At 39.5% G+C, this 24,634-nt stretch carries 27 protein-coding genes; 5 read left to right on the top strand and 22 right to left on the bottom strand.

The window, feature by feature from the left end:
- Nucleotides 1-19: 19 nt before the first annotated feature.
- The 20 genes from HJP15_RS00490 to HJP15_RS00395 form a co-directional block, all read right to left on the bottom strand.
- Nucleotides 20-1,294, bottom strand: coding sequence for an NAD(P)/FAD-dependent oxidoreductase (locus HJP15_RS00490; RefSeq protein WP_064435602.1), 1,275 nt, complete (start codon nucleotides 1,292-1,294; stop codon nucleotides 20-22).
- The gene (locus HJP15_RS00485) at nucleotides 1,294-3,639 is read right to left on the bottom strand and encodes an MMPL family transporter (protein ID WP_170172812.1); all 2,346 of its coding nucleotides are present in this window, start codon (nucleotides 3,637-3,639) and stop codon (nucleotides 1,294-1,296) included. Before HJP15_RS00485 ends, HJP15_RS00490 begins: the two co-directional genes overlap by 1 nt.
- A complete protein-coding gene (locus HJP15_RS00480; protein ID WP_064435603.1) occupies nucleotides 3,617-4,183 on the bottom strand; it encodes a LolA-like protein in 567 nt (188 codons plus the stop codon). The genes HJP15_RS00485 and HJP15_RS00480 overlap by 23 nt, the downstream gene beginning before the upstream one ends.
- Complete coding sequence (locus HJP15_RS00475) at nucleotides 4,173-4,601, bottom strand: acyl-CoA thioesterase (protein ID WP_054203830.1); 429 nt, start codon at nucleotides 4,599-4,601, stop codon at nucleotides 4,173-4,175. The genes HJP15_RS00480 and HJP15_RS00475 overlap by 11 nt, the downstream gene beginning before the upstream one ends.
- A 2-nt stretch (nucleotides 4,602-4,603) precedes the next feature.
- Nucleotides 4,604-6,166 (bottom strand): HAL/PAL/TAL family ammonia-lyase, encoded by a 1,563-nt coding sequence (locus HJP15_RS00470; protein ID WP_054203831.1) that lies wholly within the window; start codon nucleotides 6,164-6,166, stop codon nucleotides 4,604-4,606.
- Between the two features lie 20 nt (nucleotides 6,167-6,186).
- The gene (locus HJP15_RS00465; protein ID WP_054203832.1) at nucleotides 6,187-7,176 is read right to left on the bottom strand and encodes a lysophospholipid acyltransferase family protein; all 990 of its coding nucleotides are present in this window, start codon (nucleotides 7,174-7,176) and stop codon (nucleotides 6,187-6,189) included.
- Between the two features lie 9 nt (nucleotides 7,177-7,185).
- Nucleotides 7,186-7,923: a glycosyltransferase family 2 protein gene (locus HJP15_RS00460; RefSeq protein WP_054203833.1), complete on the bottom strand. Its 738-nt coding sequence runs from the start codon at nucleotides 7,921-7,923 to the stop codon at nucleotides 7,186-7,188.
- Between the two features lie 12 nt (nucleotides 7,924-7,935).
- Nucleotides 7,936-8,292 carry an ApeI family dehydratase gene (locus tag HJP15_RS00455; RefSeq protein ID WP_170172811.1) on the bottom strand — a complete coding sequence of 119 codons (357 nt, stop codon included), beginning with the start codon at nucleotides 8,290-8,292 and terminating at the stop codon, nucleotides 7,936-7,938.
- Nucleotides 8,285-9,625, bottom strand: a complete 1,341-nt coding sequence (locus HJP15_RS00450; RefSeq protein ID WP_054203835.1) for an AMP-binding protein — start codon at nucleotides 9,623-9,625, stop codon at nucleotides 8,285-8,287. The genes HJP15_RS00455 and HJP15_RS00450 overlap by 8 nt, the downstream gene beginning before the upstream one ends.
- Nucleotides 9,609-10,175 (bottom strand): COG4648 family protein, encoded by a 567-nt coding sequence (locus tag HJP15_RS00445; protein WP_054203836.1) that lies wholly within the window; start codon nucleotides 10,173-10,175, stop codon nucleotides 9,609-9,611. The genes HJP15_RS00450 and HJP15_RS00445 overlap by 17 nt, the downstream gene beginning before the upstream one ends.
- On the bottom strand, nucleotides 10,175-10,429 hold the full coding sequence (locus HJP15_RS00440; protein ID WP_054203898.1) for an acyl carrier protein: 255 nt from the start codon (nucleotides 10,427-10,429) through the stop codon (nucleotides 10,175-10,177). The genes HJP15_RS00445 and HJP15_RS00440 overlap by 1 nt, the downstream gene beginning before the upstream one ends.
- Nucleotides 10,430-10,483: 54 nt before the next feature.
- Nucleotides 10,484-10,741 carry a phosphopantetheine-binding protein gene (locus HJP15_RS00435; RefSeq protein WP_054203837.1) on the bottom strand — a complete coding sequence of 86 codons (258 nt, stop codon included), beginning with the start codon at nucleotides 10,739-10,741 and terminating at the stop codon, nucleotides 10,484-10,486.
- On the bottom strand, nucleotides 10,734-11,510 hold the full coding sequence (locus HJP15_RS00430; protein ID WP_054203838.1) for a lysophospholipid acyltransferase family protein: 777 nt from the start codon (nucleotides 11,508-11,510) through the stop codon (nucleotides 10,734-10,736). Before HJP15_RS00430 ends, HJP15_RS00435 begins: the two co-directional genes overlap by 8 nt.
- On the bottom strand, nucleotides 11,507-12,238 hold the full coding sequence (locus HJP15_RS00425; protein WP_054203839.1) for a beta-ketoacyl synthase chain length factor: 732 nt from the start codon (nucleotides 12,236-12,238) through the stop codon (nucleotides 11,507-11,509). Before HJP15_RS00425 ends, HJP15_RS00430 begins: the two co-directional genes overlap by 4 nt.
- A gap of 96 nt (nucleotides 12,239-12,334) precedes the next feature.
- Nucleotides 12,335-12,841, bottom strand: a complete 507-nt coding sequence (locus tag HJP15_RS00420; protein ID WP_170172810.1) for a hypothetical protein — start codon at nucleotides 12,839-12,841, stop codon at nucleotides 12,335-12,337.
- Nucleotides 12,842-12,844: 3 nt separating this feature from the next.
- On the bottom strand, nucleotides 12,845-13,963 hold the full coding sequence (locus tag HJP15_RS00415; protein WP_054454712.1) for a beta-ketoacyl synthase N-terminal-like domain-containing protein: 1,119 nt from the start codon (nucleotides 13,961-13,963) through the stop codon (nucleotides 12,845-12,847).
- Entirely contained in the window at nucleotides 13,963-14,235 is a 273-nt protein-coding gene (locus HJP15_RS00410) for an acyl carrier protein (RefSeq protein WP_054203842.1), read from the bottom strand. Before HJP15_RS00410 ends, HJP15_RS00415 begins: the two co-directional genes overlap by 1 nt.
- Complete coding sequence (locus tag HJP15_RS00405) at nucleotides 14,226-15,389, bottom strand: ABC transporter permease (protein ID WP_170172809.1); 1,164 nt, start codon at nucleotides 15,387-15,389, stop codon at nucleotides 14,226-14,228. Before HJP15_RS00405 ends, HJP15_RS00410 begins: the two co-directional genes overlap by 10 nt.
- The gene (locus tag HJP15_RS00400) at nucleotides 15,383-16,306 is read right to left on the bottom strand and encodes an ABC transporter ATP-binding protein (RefSeq protein ID WP_170172808.1); all 924 of its coding nucleotides are present in this window, start codon (nucleotides 16,304-16,306) and stop codon (nucleotides 15,383-15,385) included. The genes HJP15_RS00405 and HJP15_RS00400 overlap by 7 nt, the downstream gene beginning before the upstream one ends.
- Before the next feature lie 68 nt (nucleotides 16,307-16,374).
- Nucleotides 16,375-18,426 carry an NADPH-dependent 2,4-dienoyl-CoA reductase gene (locus tag HJP15_RS00395; protein ID WP_170172807.1) on the bottom strand — a complete coding sequence of 684 codons (2,052 nt, stop codon included), beginning with the start codon at nucleotides 18,424-18,426 and terminating at the stop codon, nucleotides 16,375-16,377.
- Nucleotides 18,427-18,644: 218 nt separating this feature from the next.
- Between HJP15_RS00395 and HJP15_RS00390 the strand changes: the two genes are divergently transcribed.
- Nucleotides 18,645-19,463 (top strand): hypothetical protein, encoded by an 819-nt coding sequence (locus tag HJP15_RS00390; RefSeq protein WP_170172806.1) that lies wholly within the window; start codon nucleotides 18,645-18,647, stop codon nucleotides 19,461-19,463.
- Nucleotides 19,464-19,507: 44 nt separating this feature from the next.
- Here HJP15_RS00390 and HJP15_RS00385 read toward each other — a convergent pair whose 3' ends face one another.
- On the bottom strand, nucleotides 19,508-19,957 hold the full coding sequence (locus tag HJP15_RS00385) for a DUF2141 domain-containing protein (protein WP_054203847.1): 450 nt from the start codon (nucleotides 19,955-19,957) through the stop codon (nucleotides 19,508-19,510).
- Between the two features lie 80 nt (nucleotides 19,958-20,037).
- On the opposite strand from HJP15_RS00385, the gene HJP15_RS00380 reads away from it, so the two are divergent.
- From HJP15_RS00380 to darH, 4 genes are read left to right on the top strand one after another with little or no spacing between them, the layout of a single operon-like run.
- Entirely contained in the window at nucleotides 20,038-20,958 is a 921-nt protein-coding gene (locus HJP15_RS00380; protein WP_054203848.1) for a hypothetical protein, read from the top strand.
- 9 nt (nucleotides 20,959-20,967) lie between these two features.
- The gene (locus HJP15_RS00375; RefSeq protein ID WP_054454717.1) at nucleotides 20,968-22,122 is read left to right on the top strand and encodes a beta-ketoacyl-ACP synthase III; all 1,155 of its coding nucleotides are present in this window, start codon (nucleotides 20,968-20,970) and stop codon (nucleotides 22,120-22,122) included.
- Nucleotides 22,123-22,135: 13 nt separating this feature from the next.
- Entirely contained in the window at nucleotides 22,136-22,537 is a 402-nt protein-coding gene (locus tag HJP15_RS00370) for a DarG family dialkylresorcinol biosynthesis protein (protein ID WP_170172805.1), read from the top strand.
- A 10-nt stretch (nucleotides 22,538-22,547) separates the two neighbouring features.
- Nucleotides 22,548-23,552: a BtrH-related acyltransferase DarH gene (gene darH / locus HJP15_RS00365; RefSeq protein WP_054203851.1), complete on the top strand. Its 1,005-nt coding sequence runs from the start codon at nucleotides 22,548-22,550 to the stop codon at nucleotides 23,550-23,552.
- Nucleotides 23,553-23,602: 50 nt separating this feature from the next.
- Here darH and dapA read toward each other — a convergent pair whose 3' ends face one another.
- On the bottom strand, nucleotides 23,603-24,517 hold the full coding sequence (gene dapA, locus HJP15_RS00360; protein ID WP_054203852.1) for a 4-hydroxy-tetrahydrodipicolinate synthase: 915 nt from the start codon (nucleotides 24,515-24,517) through the stop codon (nucleotides 23,603-23,605).
- Nucleotides 24,518-24,634 lie beyond the last annotated feature (117 nt).

The raw sequence follows: 24,634 nt of genomic DNA, 5'->3' as shown, positions 1-24,634 counted from the left end.
GTATTTTTAACACTCGCATTTAAACGACAGCAGTGTCTTGTGCTGCGTTATCTGGCTCACATATTTGTTCTAAAATACGTAAACCCCGTGCAGTATTTTTAACGAATGGGTTTGTTTTATCCCATGCATAACCGGCTAAAATTGAGCAAATCATGGCTTTGACATCAGGTTGCCCATCCGCGAAAAAAATCACAGACTGTAAACTGGTGTCATACCACGAATTTACAAAATATTTAAATACCGTGATCCCTTCACGCAGCGGCACTTCATATTCATTTTGCCAATCAACGTCTTCGCCTTGTAATTGCTTTACGACTAATTCACTTGCTTGTACCGCAGAACGAAGTGCAATTGTTACACCAGATGAAAAGACCGGGTCCAAAAACTCGCCAGCATTTCCTAGCAATGCAAACTTATCACCATGTAAATGCTTTACGTTAGCGGAATAGCCACCAATAGTGCGCACTTGAGCAATAATTTCAGCATCGGCTAACAATGTTGATAAGTTATCGTCTTCATGAATGAAGTTAAGTAAAGTTTGCTCAAGGCTTTGATCTGGTTTTTCTATTTGCGCTGTTTCACCTACAACACCCACACTGACAGTACTATCACCAAATGGGATCAACCAATACCATATATCAGGGATCTCAGGATGGACGGTGATCAATATTTTATTGCGGTCAAACTTAGGGCAATCAATGTTATCTTTAAAATGAGTAAAGATTGCTTTTCGTGGTGACAGTTCGCTTGGCTCTTCTAGATCAAGTAAACGAGGAAGCACACGGCCAAAACCACTGCCATCTAAAGTGAAGCGAGCGGTTATTTTGCTCTGCTGTTGTGTTTTTAAATCAACAACATCAAGACAAGTCCCACTATCATCTGCAGTAAAGTTCGTTACATTTTGCCCAAAACGAATGGTTGCGCCTTGCTTTATTGCTTCTTCTGCGAGCAAATGATCAAATTCAGCTCGCTTAACTTGATAAGTCGTGCCTGGGCCTTCACTAAATTTTTCTTCAAAATTAAAGTTAGTGTGGTGACCACTGCGATAAAAGGCAGCCCCATTTTTAAATTGAAAGCCAAGTTTATCTGCATTATCAAGTAACGCGTCAAGCATATTAGCTTGGCGTAAATAATCCATCGATTGAGGTAATAAGCTTTCACCAATAGAGAAACGAGGAAATTCATCTCGTTCAATTAAACACACACTCAAACCATGTTGCATTAATAAACATGCGGCAACTGTCCCCGATGGGCCAGCACCTATGATAGTTACATCAAAATCTGTCGATGTCATTAAATATTCCTTTTCGAAACAAGAGCAAGACGCGGAGAAATAGTAAACACTACCACCACGCCTATAAATACTGTAAAACCAAACTGACTAACAGCTGGCGTTGAACTAACGATTAAAATTGCAAAGACCAGCAGTGAACTCAGTGCTGATATTAGCGTGGTCAAAGTGATTTTTTCACAATGACCATGCTCCGCATAAAATACACAATAATCTAAGCCTAAGGCGAGGATCAGTATCCCTGCTACATAATTAAACACACTTAAACTACCAAAAAACAAGGCACTCATAGCTAACGCAATTATCATTGCTATTACTGGTCGGCTTACCGCTGTAATAGCATTAATAACGCCATAGCGTAGCCAAAAAACCAACATTGCAGCAATCAGAGCTAATGCGTAAATAAGAATTAAATGATGCCTAAACTGCCCTATTTTCTTACCTACGGCTGATACTTTATCAACAAAAACAACCTCGCTGTAGTTATTTAATATACGGTCAATTTCTTTAGAGTCATTAATGCCTTTGAGCTTAATAATACTGTAAAATCGACCATTAATTTGTAACCATTGGTCATTAAATAAAGCTGCAACTTGGCTTTTTTGCCATGTCGTAAAATCCAATTGTTTATAATCACTCGGTGTACTACCAACGACTAGCCCAAGCACCGTATTGAGCTGCTCGAATAAGCCTGACTGCTGTGCATTTTTTACTAATTGCTGTGATTGAATTTGCGTAGCAATCGAAGGTAGCCACTGGCTAATACTAGCGTAAGCACTCAACACTCCTTGTTGTTGTAACTGAGTAAGTGGCTCTATCAATTGCTCAGAGCGTTGCAGTGTTTGTTCAGGTGTATCACCTGCAATTAAAATATAGGGGCTATCCCACTGCGCATTTAATATTGTTGTGATTTGCTGTTGCTGTGATATTAAATCAGCTGAGCTTTGATAAAACGTACGCGGATCGTCCACGTTTTCGACCAGACTTAGTCCCCCAAGTAGCAGGACTAATAAAGCGATTTGCCAACGCCCATTTACACGTTTTTTTACCAGAATCTTCTGCCAACGATTCAACCGTGTAATAAAGCCTGGGATAGCGGTTGGTTTTTTTACTATAAAACCGGCCAAACTCGGATAGACAAGTAATACCGTAAGTAATGCTCCCAATAAACCGGCCATAGTAAACACGGCAATTTGTTGAAATAAGCTCAATGGGGTAAAAACTAAAATTAAGTAACCTGCGGTCGTGGTAATAAAACCAAGTAATAACGAGCTGCGAATACTTAATAATGGGTTGCTGCGATTTAATTTGCTAAAGCGTAATTCACTTAAAGCATGAAAACTGTAATCCGCAGCAATACCAATTAAAGTGACCGCAAACACTAACGTTAATATATTCACTTCAGTGAAAAATAAGCGCAATGCACTATAGCCATATAACATACTGACTGAAATCACAAATAGCGTACATAAAACACTCAATGCGCTACGATAGATTGCTAAAATCAATAGCAAGGTTGCAATAATGGAAATGCCGCCAAACACCGTCATCTCAGTTTTAGCACTGTTACTGGCATTAGCAGTAAAAAAAGCAGCACCCGTCGCAAGATAGTGAACACCAGTTGTATGCTCTTTGTTTTGCTGCTTTAGTTCTGCAATTTTTGTCGCTATGTCATTTGCAATATTTAGATCTAAGCCCGTCCCCGCACTCACAAAATTAACTAGTACATAATAAATAGAAGCGCCAGCTTGGTTCGTCTGTTGGGCAATCAAATAGCCCTGATCATTTTTAAGTCCCGTCGTGGGCAAATTTTGTTGATTAAAAAAATCAGCTAAACTCAAACTTGGATCAATTTCAAGGGTCGAGGCAACCCAAGGGGATCCCATTTCATTTAGTAAACTAAATTGATACGTGAAGACATCATCGGCACTGCCACTGCTGAGCACATTTTTATAAGCATTACTTACAAACGCATGTTGATAAGGGATGTAGTCTTTTACTATCGAGTCGAGCTGGGGTAATGATCCAAATCTAAGATTGACAGTAATGCCATTAATTGTACGAAGTGATGCCGCTGCTTGCTCTGCATATTCAATTGCGTTATCACGCTTCTCATGAGCAACGAGTAACACGTGCTGACGTAAATGCTGTTGTTCAATTCGCTCACTGACCACGCGAATATCGTCACTTTGCTCAACGGTAAAAATCTGATTAATATCTGCAACAACAGAAAATGACTTAAACAAGCACAAATAGATTAAGCCCGCGATAAGAAGCAGTAACTGTATTAGCCAAAGTACTAACTTTGTACGAGAACTTATCGATTTAATGGGTGAGTTTGACGGCATTCATGTCACCTTCGGTAAGCTCCTTGCTTGTGATCTGCATGCTAATGTGAGTTTCATTTTTCTGCTGATCAGTGATCACAATACGTCGATGATTCTCATCCGCCGAACATAACTCTACCACTGCAAATAAAAGAGCCACATCATCAAGCTTAGGTATTAACTTATAGCACTGTTCAATCGCTGTTATTTTCCAATCATGTTCGTCAATTTCACCACTGAGTAATTTTGCAAGCAAACGATTGAGCTGTTTGTCTTTAGTAACTGTTTGATATGCTTTCTCAGTGTTTAAACGGCGATAAATACCACTGGGCAATAATAACATCTCACTGCTCACAGGGTCTATTGTGTGCCAATAAACATGTTGTTCATAAATAACAAATTCACCTTGTGATTTAATTGCTCGCTTCAAAAATGTAAAATGCTTCGCTTGACTAAATTGCCCCTTGCCCTGCTTTACTTCAAAGTTACTAAAGTCGTTAGCAAGTGTGTGTCCGCTCAGTAACAAAGCACATAACAAGAGGCATTGCGTAAGTTTACCCAACATAAGTAAGCACTTTATCAGTCAGGGCTGCAGGGGATTCAAATTGCAGCTCTTGGGTTTCTATATCAACTGCAACTTGGATTGTATACGCTTTATTGAGTATCTTATTCGTATCTAAACATTCTATGCGGTAATCTATTTTGATCCGCGTTTCAAATTCCATCAAATCGGCATGGATACGAATATGTGAGCCAAACTTAGCCGATGCAACATACTTTAACCGCATATCAACAATCGGCCACATATAGCCTGACTCTTCCATCGCAATGTAGTTGTAACCTATTTTATCGAGTAATACACAGCGTGCATCCTCAATATATTTTACATAGTTTCCGTGCCAAACAATGCGCATAGGATCAACATCATAAAACGGCACAACCATGTCTAGATAAGCACTGACTATTGCGTAGGATTTTTTCATAATTAACCTTTAGCTGTTGGATACAAAGCCCAGCGTTGCGTCTGAATATACTCAATCGTTTGACGAAGTAACTTATCAGTTGGACGATCTTCTTCTAGTAAATCACAAAAACTAGCTACATCATCAATCATTGTGGTGATCTCTGGATTAAGTGCTGCGGCATCTATTTCGTTATTTAAAATGCGAATGCGCACACCTTGTACGGCAGCCAGTAATGTTGCGGCTAATACTTGCTCTGTTAGTTGTAAAATACGTAAGCAATCACGCGCTGCAATTGTCCCCATACTTACTTTATCTTGATTGTGACACTCAGTAGAACGAGAAAATACACTCGCAGGCATTGTTAACTTAAGTGCTTCAGCAGTCCATGCAGAACAACCAATTTGTATTGCTTTAAAACCATGGTTGATAAAGCGGCGTTCGCTAGATGCTGCACTCAAATTAGACGGTAAACCGTGGTTCATTTTCACATCAACTAACGTTGCTATTTGACGATCCGCTAAATCAGCTAAGTTTGCTACGCAATTTTTCATTGAGTCCATTGCCATCGCAATGTGACCACCATAAAAATGACCGCCATGCAGCACATGCTCTCCAATACCATCGATGATAGGATTGTCATTGGCGCTATTTAGTTCATTTTCGATCATGCTGCGTAACCACGGCAGGCTATCTTCAAGCACGCCTATTACATGTGGTGCACAGCGAATTGAGTAACGATCTTGTAATCGATGCGAGTTACGTGGATGCTCAACATGGTTTAAATCATGTTGGATACGACTTGCAACATTTTGTTGACCTGGGTGAGGCTTAACACTAAATAAGATATCATCAAAATGATTACTGTTACCTTTAAGTGCAATGCTTGATAAGGCAGTAATACGCGTCATTAAGCGGCTAGCGTACTCACTGCGGTCATATGCTTGACATGCAAGTGCGGTCATAACAGCCGTACCATTCATGATTGCCAAGCCTTCTTTAGGACGCAGTGTAATTGCTTTTAAGCCTTCAGCTGCAAATGCCTCCAACGAATTAACAACTTGATCTTTATAGTAAGTATCACGCTCACCTATTAAGCTGCCTGCAACATATGACAGTGGTGTTAAATCGCCGCTTGCGCCTACAGAACCTTCTTGTGGGATCACAGGTATAATATCTCGGTTGATCATTTCAACCAGTAATTTTAGTAAATCCCAGCTAACACCTGAATACCCTTGCGATAATGACGCTAAACGCGCTGCTAAAATTAATTTACCCTGCTCAGGTGTAAAAAAGTCACCTAGCCCACAACCATGAAAGCGTGTTAAATGCATTGGTAATTCATGCACTAACGACAATGGGATCTCCACTGTGCAAGAGTCACCATAACCGGTAGTTACACCATAAATATGGCCTTCTTCAGCAAGTAGTTTGTCTAAAAAGGCCACTGCAGAATCAATTTTTTCTGCAAAATGACTATCACCTGAAAGCGCCACGGCACGATCACCTTTAACAACACTAATAATATCTTCAATTGTTAAACGGCCTGCGCCAAATAATAGGTTGTTTGATTTATTATTTTCCATTTACTTCATTCTCCAGATATTTAGCTAGGCTTTGAATCTTTGTCGGTGGCTTTTTGCCAAAAATTAAAAAAATTGTACCATTGATACGGTGCTTTTTTACAATAAAACTCTAAACGCTGTGCGAACTTAGTCGCCATCGATTGAAAGTAGGCTTGACGCTCTTTACGTTTAACTTTAATGGGGTCAGCAAACTTCTCTATATACGTTTTATAGCGCCCTTGTTCGTTAATACAAAACATTAAGAACACTGGGCATTCCATGATATTTGCTAATGCAAAAGGACCCACCGCAAACGGGGCTTCTTCACCTAAAAATGGAGCATGATGCACACTGTTAGGATTATTAACTGAAGTACGGTCTGCAAAAATAATAACCGCTTCACCGTCATCTAATTTTTGCTTTAACTTAATTGTATCATCTGGACCAAAGTTATTGATATGAATAAAATTAATTGCTGCATCTTGGTTTACTTTTTTCAAAAAATTGTTGAATGATGGAGTATGCTCGTTATATGTAATCACATTGAGTGGACGTTTATTATCCCCCATACTGAAAATAGCACGGCAAATTTCCATATTCCCTAAGTGCGCACTAAAAATCACGGCACCTTTAGCGTCAAGTAATTGCTGATAACCTTCTGGTGTGGCTATTTCCAAGTCTTTAATGTTCACTTTGCCAAGCCATGCATCAAACTTATCTAAAATTGCCATTCCAAATGAAAAATACAGTTTAAAGCCTTGCTTAAAGCGTGCCCAGCCAGTGCGTTTATTTTCACCCATACTGGTATTGAGATTATCAAGATAATGCCAAATGGCTTGGCGTGATAAACGCCCTGTGACATAGAAATAAAACATAACGGGTGTTAAAACAATTTTAAACAGCCATTTACCAAATACTTTATAAATAAATACCAGTACTTCAATACCAAACATTGAACCACGCTCTTTAAGCTGTGACCAATGAAATGGTTTTTCCGTTTTGTTCTGTGGTATTTTTGTTTGCTCAGACACGCATAATCCCTATTTAAATTTATTTGCTATTAATCGCGGTAAACGCCATAGCATGCCACATACCAAGCGCGTGTGCATTTTTGAAATCAACACGTTATCGTCCCACACATTAAAATGAGATACGCCATTTTCAGGGTAATGAACCTTGGTTTTAATAAATTCAACCGGTGTGCCTTGCCAAAACAGTTTGACCATCACCTCTATGTCAAAATCCATTTTATACCCCAGCTTAGTGCTACTGATAAGCTGACTATAGGCAGCGAGTGGGTAAATACGAAAACCACACATAGTATCTTTGAGCGCAAAGGATAAAGTTTCTATATAGACCCAAAAGTGAGTAATAAAACGTCCATAGTAGCGCCCTTTTGAAATAGACTCATCGTATATAGGCTGCCCACTTACCAATGCATTTGGCTGAAATTTCGAGCGAACAATGAGCTGTTCAACATCATTTAAGTCATGCTGGCCATCGGCATCAACTTGGATTGCGTGGCTCCAACCAGCTTCATACGCATGCGCTAAGCCGGTTTGCACTGCAGCCCCTTTACCGCCATTTTCGGTGCGGCGTACTAAAGTTACTAACGCAAACTGGGCATCAATTTGCTCAAGAATTCGCTGAGTTTTTTCATTGCTTCCATCATCAACCAAGATAATCGGCAACTTAAAATTAGCTAAAGCAATGATCGTATCGAGGATCACTAAATCGTGATTGTAATTAGGGATCACAAATCCATATTGGCTTGGCATTATCAGTTACTCTTATTCATCAGCAAGGACAACTTTACCAGATGCATGTTGGCCATGCACTGAGCTGTAACTGAAGCTATATTTAGTGTCTTTAATTTTTTTAAGTAGTAAATCTACTTGATAATTAGGCTGCACAATAATTTGAAATTTCAACGCATCAACCGAGATCACTTTTTGGGGATCTACATTTAAATATTTGTTTAAGTAATGCATTACCCAGTCAAGTTGTGCAACACCTGGCAAAATAGCAGCTTGAGTAAAGTGACCTTGAAAATAATATAAATTTTCAGGAATTAATAAACGCAATTGCACATGCTCAGGGCTTTGCTCTATTACGTCACAAATCGGTTTGTATACAAAATCAGTCAAACAACTTCTCCAATTGCGTTTTCTCAAGTTTGCCTTGTGTGTTGTAAGGCAAAACTGATAAATAGCGAAACTTGCGCGGGATCACTAGTGGCTCAAAAAAGGCCTTTAAATGATTTTTTAAAGCCTGCGAAAATTTAAACTTACCTTGCTCTGCTAATGCAATTTCACCTTGTTCGGTTAACACTAACACCGCACCAATTTCACTACGTTTTTGTTGTTGGGTATTTTCAAGCAGCAATATATAGCATTCATCAACCCACTGATATTCATTAATGCGTTGCGTGATCTCATCTAAAGAACAGCGTTTTTCTTCAATTTTGACAACTCGGTCAGCGCGGCCTAATAAATTAAAGTGGCCACTATCAAGTAACTCCACTCGATCATCCGTTTTGTACCACTGTCCGCCATCCACATAAGGTGATGAAATAATTAACTGCTGTAAATCATCACGCTTTATTTTTATTGGGCTAAATGCTTGCCATATTGATGATAAACTTTGTTGCCGCCAAGCAATACCTCCTGTTTCGGTACTGCCGAGCACTTCAATAGGCGCATGCGTTAATTGTTCTTGTAACAGTTGCGCAGCACCACTTTGCAAAGGCCCACCTGATGAAAAGCAACTACGCAATTTCTCTTTTACGGGTATAAGCACATTGTCTTGTACTAAACGATGATAATAAGCGGGGCTGCTAATTAAAGTAAAATCCTGTACATCTGCGCTTTTACCATTAAGTTCAATAAAGTGAAGCAAGTGCTCAGGGTATTCAAAGCTTTTTAAACAAACATCTCGGCCTGAATATAACGGCCAAAGTAATTTAAATAATAAGCCATATATATGTTGGTGTGATACCGTTGCTACAATCACAGTATCTTTAAGTGTTTCGCCAAACTGGGCTTGCAGTACATCCACTTCTTGTATCAACTGCTTGAAGGTCTTATCTATCGCTTTTGGCTTACCTGATGATCCTGAAGTAAAGAAACGAATTACAGTGTCTTCATTAATTTCAATATCAGCAATATGCTTACTCTTTATTTCTCCAGAAAATGTTACTTTAGCAGGTGCTAAACGTGTATCTCCTGTAAATTCATCAGCATGGTTAAGGCATTGTGTAAGCTGTTCTGGCTGGCCATTTTGCGGTAAAACAATCGACTTATCTGCCACCAACAATGCAAAAAATAGTACACTAAATTGATAACTATCAGCATCAAACAACAGCCAGGTTTGTGCCGATTGCGCAGAAAACTGTTCAGCGTGTGCAATTACCTGTTGCTGCCACATCGCGAAATCATGATTCTCACCATAAAAATAGGAGTTATTAGTCGGCCATTTCATTTGCTTTATTTTTTGCCTTTTGCCATTTTCTTATTATTAATTCTATTGCCATGACTAATCCCATTAACAGATACGAGATCAAACCATTGTAGGTTAACCATACTTTCGGATCTGGGTGAAACACCGTTGCGGTAGCGATCACACCGTTAATGATAAAAAAGCCACACCACACTTTCGTCACTGCACGCGTATACTTCTTGCCATGTGCATCAAGGGTTTCGAATTTTCCTGCAATAATTTCTACAACGCTTGGTGGCTTATAAAGTGAATAAGCAAATACAGCTAAAAAGCAGCTATTGATCACCACGGGATAAAACTTAAGTGCTAATTCTGAATTGGCAAACGTGGCAAATAATAATAATCCAAGCCCACTAATTGTCATTACATGAAAATGCGGGATTGTTGCTTTGCTATCCTTTACTAACCAGTGTCGCAGCAGTAATACCACTGCAAACACCCCGCCAACCAATGCAGGCTCACTAAATTGCAGACCAAAATACACCACTAAGGGGTATAATAACAGCAACCCAGCCAGTAGCGCTTTTTTCATTAAGCGTCTGCTATCATTAGCTTTTCTACAGCATCAATCACATCTTGCACAGTACGCACTTGTTTAAAATCGTTAGGTTCGATTTTTTTACCTGTTTGCTCACGTAGTTTTACTACTAAATCAACGGCATCAATACTATCAAGATCTAAATCTTCATATAAGTTTGCGGTGCGGGTAATGTCTTCTGCGTCAATTTCAAAATATTCTTGCAGAATTTCGCTTAACATTGCGAAAATTTTATCACCGTTATTCATGTTTTCATTACTCATAGTTACTTCCAAACAATACAGTTTTAGAACTGCAATAAATTATGCCCGTGTTGAGGCAATAAAATCACACAAGGTTTTAACCGAGTAAAAATGTTTTTTACTATCATCGGTATTGCCATCGATTTTCACATCGTATGCTTTTTTAATAGCTACACCTAATTCCAATGCATCAATTGAATCTAGTCCTAAGCCATCAACAAATAATGCTTCTTCGTCGTTAATATCTGTTGCTTCAATATCTTCAAGATCTAACGTTTCGATGATAAGTTGTTTTACTTCAGTGCTTAAATCACTCATGTTTTGATTTTTCCTCGTTAAAATAAGCTTGTAAATCACGCGTTAACTGCCTGACGCTATTAGATAATTGTTCGCCGTGTAAATAAGGTTCAATTAAATAAGGGGGCAGTACACGCATTTTGAAAGTAAAACGGCGATCAGTAACCTGATACCATTTTTGACCTTTCGTTAATGTGACTGGACTGACATCTATCAGTACTGGCAACATATCTACTTCAGTACGAAGCGCGATATTGGCTGCGCCACGTTTAAATTTCCATGTATTTCCAGGGGTACTTCTCGTCCCTTCAGGGAATACAATAAGATTGTTACCGCGAGCAAAACTTTGTTGGCATTGCCCTAAAAAATAATCAGGATCTGCATCATTATTTATATAACCGGTGGCTTTAACAACGCCTTTGAGAAAAGGGTTTTTCCATAAATCAGCTTTAACCACGCAATCAGCATGACGTACAATAGAAATGAGCACAACCACATCAATTAAGGATGGGTGATTAGCAATAATCAACTGTCCTTTCGCGTGTTTTATTTCATCAAGCTTATCGATGTCTAATCGTAGTATGCCGACTAAGCGCATATAACCTACAAAAAACTTAAATGAGTAATGTACCGCAGTGCGTGCGGCTTGATTACGCTGATTGATATCACGATAAATTAACCGTTGGATTGAAAACACCAAAATAGACAGCACCAAACCACCGCCACTAAATAAGGCAAACGCACTGCCTGTGGCAAATACGCGATATATTTTTATCAATTTTGCTTTCATGAACGCGTTAACTGCCACTTATAACGTTTAGAACAAGTAGAAAGTTGTTGCTGTTGTGAGAAGTAAAACTTTAAAAAATCCAGCGCCTGTAGTTGTAGGTTTTCGGCTGATTGCACATTATCATGGCCAACACATTCAATACTATAATTATCGACACTATCGCTAGCTTCAATTAATAAGCCGACGGCAATATTATCAGCGTGTTGCTGTACGTAATTCTGATAATGCTCAGGGACGGCTTGATCACTGTATACGTATAAAATACGTTTATATTTACGGGTATGTAGTTTAGCAACTGCATCTACTAAGCCCATAAAAAAGCTATCTTCACCCGCAGATACAGCGCTTAACGGGGCTTTATTACCTGTGTAAATGCTAAACAAACCACCCACAGCATTATGGACTGATAGGCCAAAGTGCGTTGGCGAAAGTGCTTCTTTACTCGCGACATCTGCTATTAATTTACTTGTTTTATGTAAGTCACCATGACGAGACGAAAAAACACTGGGAATTTCATGTTGATACGTATCACTTGCAGTTAAAGCGCAGTGTAATGTCAGTTTGGCAAACGCACTTAAGCGTCGACGCTGCATTGCAGGTATCTGTTTTAATTCAGGAAGAGTTAACGTTTGCGCCTGTATACTGACGTTGTTTGCAAAAGCCTGCCAATCTTCAAGGCAAGTTTTACCATCGCCCCAAGCGATACATTTTTTTATGGCAAATTTCAACGTAACAGTCCTTATTACAAAGGTGGTGACAAAAAGAGGCTAAATTCTACAGTTGTGCTACCGCTGATTCAAGGAAAACCCGCAGAAACGTTCGCGTTAGCTGTAAAAACCATCATTTTCTATGATTTTAACCCAACATTGGCGTACTTTCTCGTCTTCTTGCCACACGACGACTACACCGTGATCGATTAAGTTTGAACCCATATCAGCTTCAGCTAATACCTGGTTTTTGACCATCGCCTGCTCACTGCTGCCTAAAAATATATTGGGGCCATCTATCCCAAATGTATTTGCAAGGTAATAATTAGCTGCATTACCCACACTTGCAACAAAGCTTAATGGTTTTATAGCGTGCGCGTTGTGCATATCTCGTAGCATTGACTGCATTAGTTCGCTTGAAAAATAATCAGCGCAACTATATAAACCACAACGTTTACTGAGCTGGATGTCACCTTTAGCTCGATAAACAGCAAGTAAAGCAATTAATGTAAACGCATCCATTCTACGTACAACTAAACCGGTTTCTTGCTTTACTTGTTGTCGTAAGCTTTTTATATCTAAACTCTTTTCAAAGCTAATATGACTCGTTGCTAATTCTTTCATTCGTTAACCCTTGTAACGCTGTAATACTAATGCAGCATTATTACCGCCAAAACCAAAGTAATTAAACAAAACAGTATCCACGTTATTAAAGTGTGCGCCGTGATAAAACGGCCACATTAGCTCATCTTCACTATGCGTATAACTTGGTGGCGTATAACTTCCTAGCTCTAAACATTTAACAAATAGCGCAATTTCTATCGCGCCGCATGCGCCAAGGGTATGGCCTGTATAAGGTTTAAACGCAATGATAGGCGGTAATTGTTTTGCTGATATTTGGTCAGTAGTTAATGAATCACGAATAAATAGCGATGAGAGTGCATTACACTCTGCTTCATCATTCCCAAGCGTCGCTGTGCCATGCACTTTAATTAAATCAATATCGTCACATGTAATATTTGTTTGCGTTAAGCACTCATTTATCACATGCGCTATATGGCTACCATCTTCTTTAGTCATGGTTAGGCTGTATGTATCACACGATGATGCACCACCAAGAACTCGCAAATTACATTGTTCAGTGGGTGTTGAGGATAAATATAACGCACCAAGGCCTTCACCTAAAATGAGCCCGGAACGCCCTTTTGCAAATGCAGCTAATCCTGTCGCGCTGATCAAATCTAACGATTTAAATCCTTCAACCGTAAGCGGATTGTAAAACTCGCAACCAATAACCAGTGCGTGCTCAATTTTTCCTTGTGCTATTAACCGTGTGGCATATAAACAAGCATTAGCACTGGCAGTACATGCTGTACTGAAAGTAAACTCAAGCTCGTTCAAACCATAACGCTTGACCAGCTCTTGGCTTATTTTATCAGTTTTTGATAACCATAATGTATCTTCAGCTCCGAGCTCAACGGCACTAATATCAAGAGATGTTGATCCCAAAAATAGACTGGTTTTTGCAAGTTCGTCAGCTGACAACTGTAATTTCTTAAAAAGTGGTAAAAGCAAGGTGTCAAAATGCGCCAAAATACCAAAGAAATCATTACAGCTAATTTCATCACGGAATGATTTAAATCCAACACGCGTACCTTCTTGCGTGGTTATTTGGCTACTTTTTTCACAGCCTAATGACGCCGATAGCACGTCGCTGGCATTTAAATACACATCCCGTAAAGTCATTACTTTTCACGCTCACGAACAATAAAATCGGCTATAGTATCAATAGATTGTAAATGCTTTCGCGTTTCTTTTGAGCCTTCAACTTTAATTCCAAAATGCTGTTTAAGCACAAGCGATAGTTGCAGAGCATCAAGTGAATCTAAATTGATACGTGATTGACTACCAAACAATGGCTCTGAGTCAATAATATCTGCGGGTTCAAAATCATCTTCCTTATCGCACTCAGTAATGATTAACTGTTTCAATTGTAGTTTTAGCTCTGCTAATTCCATGTCAAATTCCTCATTTTTTTATTAAATGTCCATAATGCGGCAGTAAAGCATAACAATGAAAAACCCCAAAGTGATGCACTATATTGCCAAAAAGTGTGATCAATCGATTCACTCATAAGCTGTCGCAATAATTGCGCTGACCAGTACATAGGCGAGCCATTAGCAAGTGCGGCTAAATTATCTGGCATAATTTCCAGCGGTACCATAAAACCACTCAATGCGGCTAAAATAATATTTACCCCTCCGCCTACAACAATTGCTTGCTCGTAACTCGATACCAAACTTGCCAATAGCAAGGCAAATGCGATGGCCGTACAACTGACGGTTATAAAGGTCAATATGCTATAAAGCAGCCCATGCAAAGATAAAAGTGGTAAATCTAAACAATACGGGATCACAATACAGCCAATCAGCGCGAGTAACCCTCCTTGTACTATACTCACCAACACATATGCACACGCCTTATTATAAAAGTAACGAGCCATACTAATAGGGTAAGTTTTTAATCTAACTAAAGTCCCATTATTGCGTTCATTAATAAACGTCAATGAAATGGGCAGCACAATGAAGTAGATACCAAATACCCACCATGCGGGCACACTATTTAATGCGGGGTTATCGAGTGCCTTGATAGATTGTTGCGCTAATAAATAGCTGACATCTGAAGCAGTTATAATCTGACTTATTTGCTCATTGAGGGGCAAATCGACATCTAAATCACCAGTATCTAACATATACAGATACAATTTTAATTGCGCTAAGCTGGCTTTTACTTTTTCAGTCATCAGCATGCGAGTTTGTGGCGCGAGCTCATCACTAATTTCCAGCGTTAGTTGGCTCGTGCCTTGTCTCATTAAAATTAACTGATCAAATTTAGGAGCAATCGTCAGTGTGCTTTGTTTAGTTTGAGTAATAGGTGAACTTGGCACTATAAAACCCTGTGCTTTTAATAGTTCAATTAAAACATTGCTATGTTTGCTGTAGGCTTTTCCAATGATACTTAACGATAAATTAGACTGCATATTCTGTTGTGATTGACTACTTGCCATCGTCATTATCACCATAAATAAAATCGGCATCAGTAACAACACGGCTAAACTATGCAGATCATTTGCAATTAAGCGTGCTTCTTTTTTTACTGTATGGATTAGCATAATGGCTCCGCAAATAGGTCGCGATAAAGCTGCTCAATATGATTGTCTGAAAACGACAATGCTTTAATATCATCACTTAATTGGCCGAGTGCACTAAACGCAGCGCCGAGTTGTTCACTATTATTAATAACCAACTGATAGTAATTACCTTCAAGCGTCACTAGCTGCTGACTAAAAAGCGTGCTTTGAGTGTTTAATAACGGCTTAAATGTAGAAAAACTCAAAGAGAGCTTCTCGCTATTTAATGCTTCACAGGCAACAACTTTTCCACCGCGTAAAAATACCACGTCATCGCATAACTGAGCCACCTCATGCAATAAGTGGGATGTATACACTAACGTTTTCCCTTGGCGTTTTAAATCGAGTAAAAGCGTAATTATTGCATCTCGAGATAATGGGTCTATCCCTACGGTAGGTTCATCTAAAAAGATAATATCAGGCTGTTTACTCAAAGCTATGGCAATATTTAAACGACGTTTATATCCCCCCGATAACGTACCTGCGGTTTTATTAACAACCTCTTCAAGGTTACATAATTTAATAGCTGCTGCAATCTGTTCGGCATGTAAGTGGCGGTTTTTTTCGCTAATAGAAACAAAGAAAGCTAAATTATCATACACACTTAACTCATGATAAAACGCAAAATCTTGCGGCACTAAAGCTACTTTTTGTGCAATTGCTTGAGTCAAACCGTACTGTTTATAAAATGGGTAGTTTATAGCCCCTGTTTGTGCCATTAATAAACCCGTCATTAAAGAAATTAAAGTCGATTTACCTGCACCATTTGGCCCTAAAATAGCAGTACAACTGCCTTTAATTAAACTAAGCGACACGTTATCGATACTCAAAGGAGCATTTTGCTTATAACCAAAGCTAACGTTTTCTAACGTCAACATAACCGGTTTTACATGCGCCATAACTTTACCTGCTCCATTGTCACATCCTTGTTATTATTTTTGACCACTTTAAACATCGTTATCATTTATTATAAACTTTGTGCCAGCGAGAACGCTTCGCCTATTGCCCGTTGTAAATCCAATTTTTCAGCTTTTAATGCACCACCAATAAAGCTAACTGGAATCAATAACTGGCTAAGCTGTTGTTGATATTCAGGGAGTACAGATTGCTGACCACTGCAATTAACAATATGGTCAACGTCCAATAGTCGCTCACGTTTACGCACACTTAAGTGTAGCCCTTGAGCATTTATCTTTTGATAATTCACCGCAGCAAGCATTTTTACACCTTGTTGCTTTAAATGCTCACGATGGATCCACCCTGTGGTTTTACCTAAATCAGCACCGTGTTTGCGTAGCTTACGCTGCAGTAAGTAAACCTCATTAGCCGCTGTAGATTTGCCTGCTTTATCTTTTATCCCGCCTGGGTAAGTAACACTAAGATCGATCCCCCACTGATGAGTAAATTGATCAGCATCCGTCGTATCACTTTCATGAAGAGGTAACAGCTTCGTGTTTGTAACCATATGATTTGCAGTTATAAATGTCGCTACATCAAATCCAATGCCACCGGCACCAATAATGGCGACTTTTGAGCCCAGTTTGACTTCACCATTAAGTACTTGCTGATAACCTACAACGTTTGACTGTTCAATTCCCTCAATATTCGGCGTAGCTCCTTTAACACCAGTGGCAATCACACAGTGGTCAAATTCAGATAAAGTTGCTATATCGGCACTGTTTTGCAAATGAATTACAACATTGAGATTTGCTAAGCGACTTTTAAAATAACGCAGGGTTTCTTTAAACTCTTCTTTGCCTGGTACATTCGCTGCTAATAATAGCTGCCCGCCCAATTGGGCGGTTTGTTCAAATAATGTAACCTGATGTCCTCGCTCCGCACTATATATAGCACAAGCCATACCAGCAGCTCCGCCACCAACGATAGCTATATTTTTTATCATCTTGGCTGGTTTTATAGGCATTAATGTTTCATTGCAAGCCCGTGGATTCACAATACAAGAAGCAGGCAAGTTAACAAAAATATTATCTAAACAAGCCTGATTACATGCTATGCATGTATTTATTTGTTCGCTTTGCCCTGCAAAGGCTTTAGCCACAAATTGACTATCCGCTAAAAATGGCCGCGCCATCGAGATAAAGTCAGCGTGTCCATCCACTAACAATTGTTCTGCAACTTCAGGTGTGTTAATTCGATTACTCGTAATAACAGGCACTGACACCGCAGCTTTTAGGCGTTGGCTTAATGATGAAAATAGCGCTCTTGGTACACTGGTTGCAATTGTAGGAATACGTGACTCGTGCCAACCGATACCCGAATTAAGCATATCAACACCTGCACTTTCTAATGCGTGTGCTAATTGCAGCACTTCGTTAAACGTACTGCCATCGGCCACTAAATCAAGTAATGATAAACGAAAGATTAGAATAAAATCATCACCAAGCGCAGCACGAACGCGCGCGACTATGCAAACAGCAAAACGAATACGGTTTTCATAACACCCACCCCATTGATCATCACGATGGTTAGTCGCTTTGACTATGAACTGATTGATTAAATATCCTTCCGATCCCATAATTTCAACACCATCATACCCTGCTTGTTTTGCAAGCTTGGCGCACAGTACAAAATCATCAATTTGTTTTTCAATTTGTTCATGTGTTAATTCTGCAGGTGTATAAGGGCTAATAGGCGCTTGGATAGCTGAAGGCGCAACTTGTTTAGGATGATAACCATAGCGTCCTGCATGCAATATTTGCATGCAAATTTTAGTACCGTGGGACTTAACAGCCTCGGTAATAAGCTGATGATGTGCAACCGCAGTTGATGAATCTAAGACACTGCGATTTGGTGCTAAAATACCTTCTGGATTTGGTGAAATTCCACCAGTGATAATTAGTCCAACTTGCCCGTGTGCCCGCTCGCCATAAAAAGCGGCTAAACGCTCAAATCCCTGAGGAAGCTCTTCTAGATTAGTATGCATAGAACCCATCACTACACGATTTTTCAGTGTAGTGGAACCTAATTTGAAAGGCGTAAATAAATGGCTATATAACATGAAAACAACACAATTGTGGTACAAAACCGCGCTAGAGTAACAAGCTTTAATTATGACTGCAAAATTTACTGTTATATTTTAACATTCGCAGCAAAATCAGCATACTTTATATCCATAAATGAAAAATAGGCCTTGTTGTCCCCTTCTTCGGCGATTATCATTATAGCCACGCAGATGACATCTAATCTGCATTTTCTTCTTTTAAACAAGGAATGATTATGTTTTCATTAAAGTCGTTATTAATAGGATTAAGTTTAGTTACATTATCAAGTTCTGCCTTTGCTTTAACTTCCACTGAGCTACGTGATTACGATCGCCTAATATCAGGTGATTTAAGCCAGCTGACAATGGCAGCACAATCTATAGTTGCAAACAATATTTCAAATACGCAAGTGCTTGATGTACTGGCAGAGTTTGTTGCACAAAATTACCTTAGCGCACCTGATTATCAGCTAGACTCAATAGCATGGGCATGTAGAGCGCTTGGGGAGTCTAATAGTGCCCGATACCGTGATTTACTTTATCGTGTAATTAAAAGTGACGCTCATAAGAAGGTACGTAAACACGCTAAAAAGTCGTATAAACGCCTCCCAAAAAGTCATGTTGAACAATACACCATCGGCAGTATTAATTTAGAGCAACTCCAAGCCCTTCCAAAAAAAGCGACACAATCCCGAAGTATTGAAGAACAAGCTTTACTAGACATTTCTCATGGTAATGTTCTTGAAATAAAACGTTTAGCTCAAGATTACGCAATAAGAAGTGATGCATCACAACAGGTAACCGATACTTTAGCTGAGTATTTTGCGCAAAATTACCAGCAAGCTCGTAAACAACAATACGATACATTAGCGTGGGTATGTAAAGGATTAGCAAGAAACACAGATGGTCGCTATAAAAGACTAATTGAAGACGCTGCGCAAAATAGCTCAGTACGTGCATTACGCAAACATTGCCCAGCACATATCAAAGGAAAAGGCCCCTATTACCAAGTAGGCACACTTAATTTAGAAGAAATAGCAAAGCAATTTAACTAACCTTACCTCAGGTTAAATAATACCAAACATAAAAGACGCGCGAATTAGCGGCGTCTTTTATTATTAACTTTTACCTTAATCGCTTCATCTTGTGTCAATTGGAGTACACAATCTTCAGGTTCTGGTTGGCCCATCATTAAACTTGGATTATTTGAAAAGCCTACAGGCTCACGCGGCACCGAGTTTGCAGCAAGGTCTAGTTCCCCATTAGCATTTAAATCTTGAAAAAAACGAACGCAATACTTTCCCACGGGTAAATCTTCAACCGTAACATCGTGTACAGCCGCGGACACTGGTAGTTGCTGTGTTGTGATCACCGCCAACGTATCCCAAGAACCCTCGCTATCATTACAATCAAGAACTTGATAATGAAGGTTACCTTCTTGCTGTTTGAATTTAGCGAATGAAATAGCCAGCGAGATACGGTCTGAATTAGCTAAAAGCTGACCAGAAAACAGCATAGGCATCATTAAAATAACCATTATTTTCATCATGTAAACATCCATTTATATGGTTTGATTTTTGATAGTTATGTATAATAGCGAACTTTTAGGACGTTAGGAAAGGTAAAAGGATGCGCAAGGTCCTCGTTATTCATTATTCACAAACGGGTCAACTGACTAATATTACAGAATCAATTGTCACTCCTTTACGTGCCAATGAAGCTATAACTGTTGATTATTTGAATTTAAAACCAAGTACCCCATTCCCATTCCCATGGCCTTTTTTGACATTTTTTCATATATTTCCTGAATGCGTAAAAATGACTCCCCAGCCTATGGAAGTCGTTGAGCCTGCACATGATGACTATGATTTAATTATTTTAACTTACCAAGTCTGGTTTTTATCTCCATCATTACCTATTTCATCATTTATGCAGTCAGAGCAAGCACAACGACTACTTAACAATAAACCTGTCATTACCGTCATTGGCTGTCGTGGTATGTGGTTAAGTGCACAAGAAAAAATGAAGCAGCTACTAAAAAATGTAAATGCCAATTTAATCGATAATGTCGTGCTTAGCGATGAATGCGGAACTGGTTTTAGCTTCTTAGCAACGCCTCTTTGGATGTTCTCCGGCAAGAAAAAGTCAGTTTCGTGGGTACCTGCAGCAGGGGTAGCGGAGCATGAAATTAAAGCTGCCAGTCGTTTTGGTGTTGCGATAGAAAATGCATTACACGCACTGCAAGATAAACAATACTTACAACAACCTGTATTAAAAGGCCTTGGCGCCGTTAAAGTAAATGAAAAGTTTATTGCAAGTGAGCGTGTTGGCCAACACAGCTTTCGCATTTGGAGTAAAATCCTCAGTACGCTTGGCCCAATGCACTCAACGCGGCGCAGTTGTGGGCTATTGATCTATGTGTTATTTTTGCTGACCTTAATTATTACTGTAGTACCAATTACTGCAATAATAAAAAAATTAATCACCCCCTTAACTAGAAAAAGAATTGCCAAGCAAAAAGCCTATTTTGCCGAGCCATCAGGAGAGTAGTTGTACGTTATGGAAAATGCTGTATACATAAACAACTTGCATGCTGTATTGCCTAATGAAGCTGTTAGTAATAAAGAAATGGAAGTTGTATTAGGTGAAGTTGGAGGGCAGCGCTCACGCGCTAAACCAGTCATTTTACGTAGTAATCAAATTAAAAACCGCTACTACGCCATCGACCCTCAAACAGGCGAGTATAATTATACCAATGCCTCTTTAGCTGCAGACGCAGTACGTGGTTTATTTTCAATTGATGGTACCCGACTAGAGCAACTGGACTGTTTAGTTGCAAGTACCTCGATGGCCGATCAAATCATGCCTAATCACGGTGTTATGGTCCATGGTGAACTTAAAAACCCAAGCCTTGAGGTTGTCTCAACTGCGGGGATTTGTTTGTGTGGTATGACTGCACTTAAATACGCCTACCTAAATGTTAAAGCAGGCGAAAGCCAACACAGCGCCGTTGTTGCAAGTGAATTAGCATCAAATGTAATGCATTCCCGAAATTTTAGTGCTGAGAGTGATTACAAAGTAGACATGCTGGATCAAAAACCTGAAATTGCTTTTGAAAAAGACTTTCTACGTTGGATGCTTTCTGATGGTGCAGGTGCTGCATTATTAAGTAACCAAGCAAATCCTACCGGTTTATCTTTGCGCATCGATTGGATTGATATTATCTCCTATGCAGATCAGCTAGAAGCGTGTATGTACGCTGGCGCTGAAAAAATCGATGGGCAACTTAAAAGCTGGACCCGTTATGACTCTAAAGAACGAGAACAGCAGTCAATTTTATCAGTCAAACAAGATGTAAAACTACTTAACGAAAACATTGTAAAATACACTGTTGAAGATGCCCTAAGTAAAATAGCTAAAAAACGTGCACTTACGGCCACTGATTACGACTTTTTCTTACCGCACTATTCTTCAGGTTACTTTCGTGAGCGTTTATTTGATGGCCTAAGTAACATCGACTTTCAAATTCCATTTGAAAAATGGTTTACGAATTTAACTGAAAAGGGTAATACGGGCTCTGCGTCAATTTTCATTATGCTGGACGAGTTATTTAAGTCAGGGCGATTGACTGACGGTCAAAAATTACTGTGTTACGTGCCAGAAAGTGGGCGTTTTTCAAGTGCATTTATGCAATTAACCGTAGTTAGTCGATAGTTAAGAGCACTTTATGAAAAAAGATGACGTACCTCAAGATAATAGTAAAAGCTACCAAGGCCAAAACAAGTTACTTTACGCTGTAGATGATAGCGGTCATTATCAAGGGGTTAAATCATCTGGTTGGGAAATCGAAAGTTTTGCAACCCAGTTAGCTGTTGATGATTTAAATGAACAAACCGCGCAAGCTCTTGAGCAAGCATTGCACGGTGAAATTTCACCACTGGCATATCATATGCTAGCAAGGCGCTTTGATATTGCGACCCTTGCTGGCGCCAGTGGTTTTTTCCAATGGCAAATCAAACGCCATTTACGCCCCGCAATTTTTGCCAAATTGTCTGATAAAAACATAAACCGCTATTGCGATACGCTAAAAATTAGCCGTGACGCCTTACTTTCATTGCCTTCACAATAACGAACTCTTCATGCCTGACATTATTTTACCGATTAACCACCAGCAATCATCACATTGTGAAACTGGTGTTGTAGCCACTCTTTTACAAAGTAAAGGCATTGATATGAGCGAGCCAATGGCTTTTGGCCTCGCTTCGGCCCTCACTTTTGCTTATTTACCTTTTGTAAAAATAAGTGGTATGCCGCTTATTGCTTATCGCATGCCACCAAAAACAATCATAAAAAAGGTATGTAAAAAACTAAATATTGATCTTGAAACACGAAAATTTTCAAACCCAGATGTAGGAATGCAAGCACTCGATGACGAACTTGCCAAAGGTAACTTAGTTGGCCTGCAGAGTTCTGTTTATTGGTTGCCCTATTTCCCTGAAGATATGCGTTTTCATTTTAATGCGCATAACTTAGTGGTATACGGTAAAAATGAACAAGGTGAATACTTGATCAGCGATCCTGTATTTGAACACCCTGTCACCTGCGCTGCAGAGGATTTAAAAAATGCCCGTTTCGCCAAAGGGGCTTTGGCAGCCAAAGGACTCATGTATGTGATCCGCAGCACGCCAACTCACACACAGCTTGAACACGTTATTAAACCAGCCATTAAAAAAACCGCAAAAATGATGAACGGCTTAGTATTGCCTTATTTTGGTCTAAAAGGCATTCGTCATATGGCGAAACAAATTCGTCAGTTAGATAAAAAGCCACCTAAATATGCCCGCCTTTATCTAGCTCACATTGTGCGTATGCAAGAAGAGATAGGCACCGGTGGTGCTGGATTTAGATTTATGTATGCGAGCTTTTTAGAGCAAGCCGCACAGCTCACTCAAACCCCTGCTCTTAATCAATGCGCTGAACACACAACATTAGTAGGTGACTTATGGCGAGAGTTCGCTATGGATGCCGTTAAATATTGTAAAAAACGGGGTGACATCAGCTTAGACGATATAGCCAATAAGCTCGAACAAGTCGCTGAGCAAGAAGCTAAGCTGAGTAAATTACTCATTGGAGCAGTAGCCTAAAACAAAAAAGTCACCCAAAGGTGACTTTTTAAACTCAGTAATAGACTGTTTTAGCCTATCACTAAATCCTTAGTAACTAATGGTACCGCGATATCACCAACAAAATCGTCAACTGATAATGCATTTATAAGAGTAACGCCCTGCGTTTGTTGCTCGTCATTAAGTGGTACATACGGTAATCTAAATACAGGTTTAACCGCCCCTGTCATCATCAATGCCGTATTAATCGCTATTGGGTTTGGCTCACAGAATAACCAGTCGATCAAAGGCTGTAATGATTGATTTAAATTGTCGTTTTGGGTATCCATTAATTCTCGGAACAAACCAGGGATCAAATTAGAAGTTACTGAAATAACGCCATGTGCACCAAACTTATGGCGAGCGTCATGTGCTTCATCATCATTACCAGACCAACATGCAATACCTTGCTGTTCATAATGGCTAACACGCTCATTACCACCACACTCTTTTACACCAATAAAGTTTTCGTGTTGAGCTAAAGGCTCCATAATGTCAGGCGTTAAATCTTGCCCTGTGCGACCGGCTACGTTATAAATAAACGCAGGTCCAATCGCTAATACACGTTTAAAGTGCTCTTTTACGCCAGCCAGTGATGTACGCCCGTAATAAGGGTTAATTTGCAATGCAGCATCCATACCACTTGCAAAGCCATATTCAGTAGCTTTAACTGCCTCACGGGTATTATTGCTGCCTGTATTGCCCACTATAATCAACTTACCTGAGTACTTATTAACGCTGTGTGCAATCAGCATTAAATGCTCTTCCCAGTTCATTAACTGGCCTTCGCCCGTTGTGCCACCAACAACAATACCATCAACACCGGCAGCTATTTGCTGTTCAACTAAAAAATCGTACGTGGCTAAATCAATTTCACCAGTACGAAGATACGGCGTTTTAATTGCTGTAATAAGACTTGCTTGCTTAATTTGTTCTAGGGAGCGCATAAAAAAATATTCTTAAAAAAACTTGCCGTATTTGTATCATAAAAGCGGGCATTTTCCGAGTATTGGGGCACTAATTTATTAAATAACTTGTGTTATTCAGGTGCATAGGCCAAAATA

The sequence above is a fragment of the Pseudoalteromonas sp. NEC-BIFX-2020_002 genome (assembly GCF_013002825.1).
GTDB lineage: Bacteria > Pseudomonadota > Gammaproteobacteria > Enterobacterales > Alteromonadaceae > Pseudoalteromonas > Pseudoalteromonas neustonica.
Note: the sequence above shows the minus strand (reverse complement) of the source record. Positions and strands in the feature narration are given on the sequence as shown.

Coding starts and splice junctions, on each gene's coding strand:
- HJP15_RS00490 (WP_064435602.1), bottom strand. CDS start 1,294: ATGACATCGACAGATTTTGATGTAACTATCATAGGTGCTGGCCCATCG.
- HJP15_RS00485 (WP_170172812.1), bottom strand. CDS start 3,639: ATGCCGTCAAACTCACCCATTAAATCGATAAGTTCTCGTACAAAGTTA.
- HJP15_RS00480 (WP_064435603.1), bottom strand. CDS start 4,183: ATGTTGGGTAAACTTACGCAATGCCTCTTGTTATGTGCTTTGTTACTG.
- HJP15_RS00475 (WP_054203830.1), bottom strand. CDS start 4,601: ATGAAAAAATCCTACGCAATAGTCAGTGCTTATCTAGACATGGTTGTG.
- HJP15_RS00470 (WP_054203831.1), bottom strand. CDS start 6,166: ATGGAAAATAATAAATCAAACAACCTATTATTTGGCGCAGGCCGTTTA.
- HJP15_RS00460 (WP_054203833.1), bottom strand. CDS start 7,923: ATGCCAAGCCAATATGGATTTGTGATCCCTAATTACAATCACGATTTA.
- HJP15_RS00450 (WP_054203835.1), bottom strand. CDS start 9,625: ATGAAATGGCCGACTAATAACTCCTATTTTTATGGTGAGAATCATGAT.
- HJP15_RS00445 (WP_054203836.1), bottom strand. CDS start 10,175: ATGAAAAAAGCGCTACTGGCTGGGTTGCTGTTATTATACCCCTTAGTG.
- HJP15_RS00440 (WP_054203898.1), bottom strand. CDS start 10,429: ATGAATAACGGTGATAAAATTTTCGCAATGTTAAGCGAAATTCTGCAA.
- HJP15_RS00435 (WP_054203837.1), bottom strand. CDS start 10,741: ATGAGTGATTTAAGCACTGAAGTAAAACAACTTATCATCGAAACGTTA.
- HJP15_RS00430 (WP_054203838.1), bottom strand. CDS start 11,510: ATGAAAGCAAAATTGATAAAAATATATCGCGTATTTGCCACAGGCAGT.
- HJP15_RS00420 (WP_170172810.1), bottom strand. CDS start 12,841: ATGAAAGAATTAGCAACGAGTCATATTAGCTTTGAAAAGAGTTTAGAT.
- HJP15_RS00415 (WP_054454712.1), bottom strand. CDS start 13,963: ATGACTTTACGGGATGTGTATTTAAATGCCAGCGACGTGCTATCGGCG.
- HJP15_RS00410 (WP_054203842.1), bottom strand. CDS start 14,235: ATGGAATTAGCAGAGCTAAAACTACAATTGAAACAGTTAATCATTACT.
- HJP15_RS00405 (WP_170172809.1), bottom strand. CDS start 15,389: ATGCTAATCCATACAGTAAAAAAAGAAGCACGCTTAATTGCAAATGAT.
- HJP15_RS00400 (WP_170172808.1), bottom strand. CDS start 16,306: ATGGCGCATGTAAAACCGGTTATGTTGACGTTAGAAAACGTTAGCTTT.
- HJP15_RS00395 (WP_170172807.1), bottom strand. CDS start 18,426: ATGTTATATAGCCATTTATTTACGCCTTTCAAATTAGGTTCCACTACA.
- HJP15_RS00390 (WP_170172806.1), top strand. CDS start 18,645: ATGTTTTCATTAAAGTCGTTATTAATAGGATTAAGTTTAGTTACATTA.
- HJP15_RS00385 (WP_054203847.1), bottom strand. CDS start 19,957: ATGATGAAAATAATGGTTATTTTAATGATGCCTATGCTGTTTTCTGGT.
- HJP15_RS00380 (WP_054203848.1), top strand. CDS start 20,038: ATGCGCAAGGTCCTCGTTATTCATTATTCACAAACGGGTCAACTGACT.
- HJP15_RS00375 (WP_054454717.1), top strand. CDS start 20,968: ATGGAAAATGCTGTATACATAAACAACTTGCATGCTGTATTGCCTAAT.
- HJP15_RS00370 (WP_170172805.1), top strand. CDS start 22,136: ATGAAAAAAGATGACGTACCTCAAGATAATAGTAAAAGCTACCAAGGC.
- darH (WP_054203851.1), top strand. CDS start 22,548: ATGCCTGACATTATTTTACCGATTAACCACCAGCAATCATCACATTGT.
- dapA (WP_054203852.1), bottom strand. CDS start 24,517: ATGCGCTCCCTAGAACAAATTAAGCAAGCAAGTCTTATTACAGCAATT.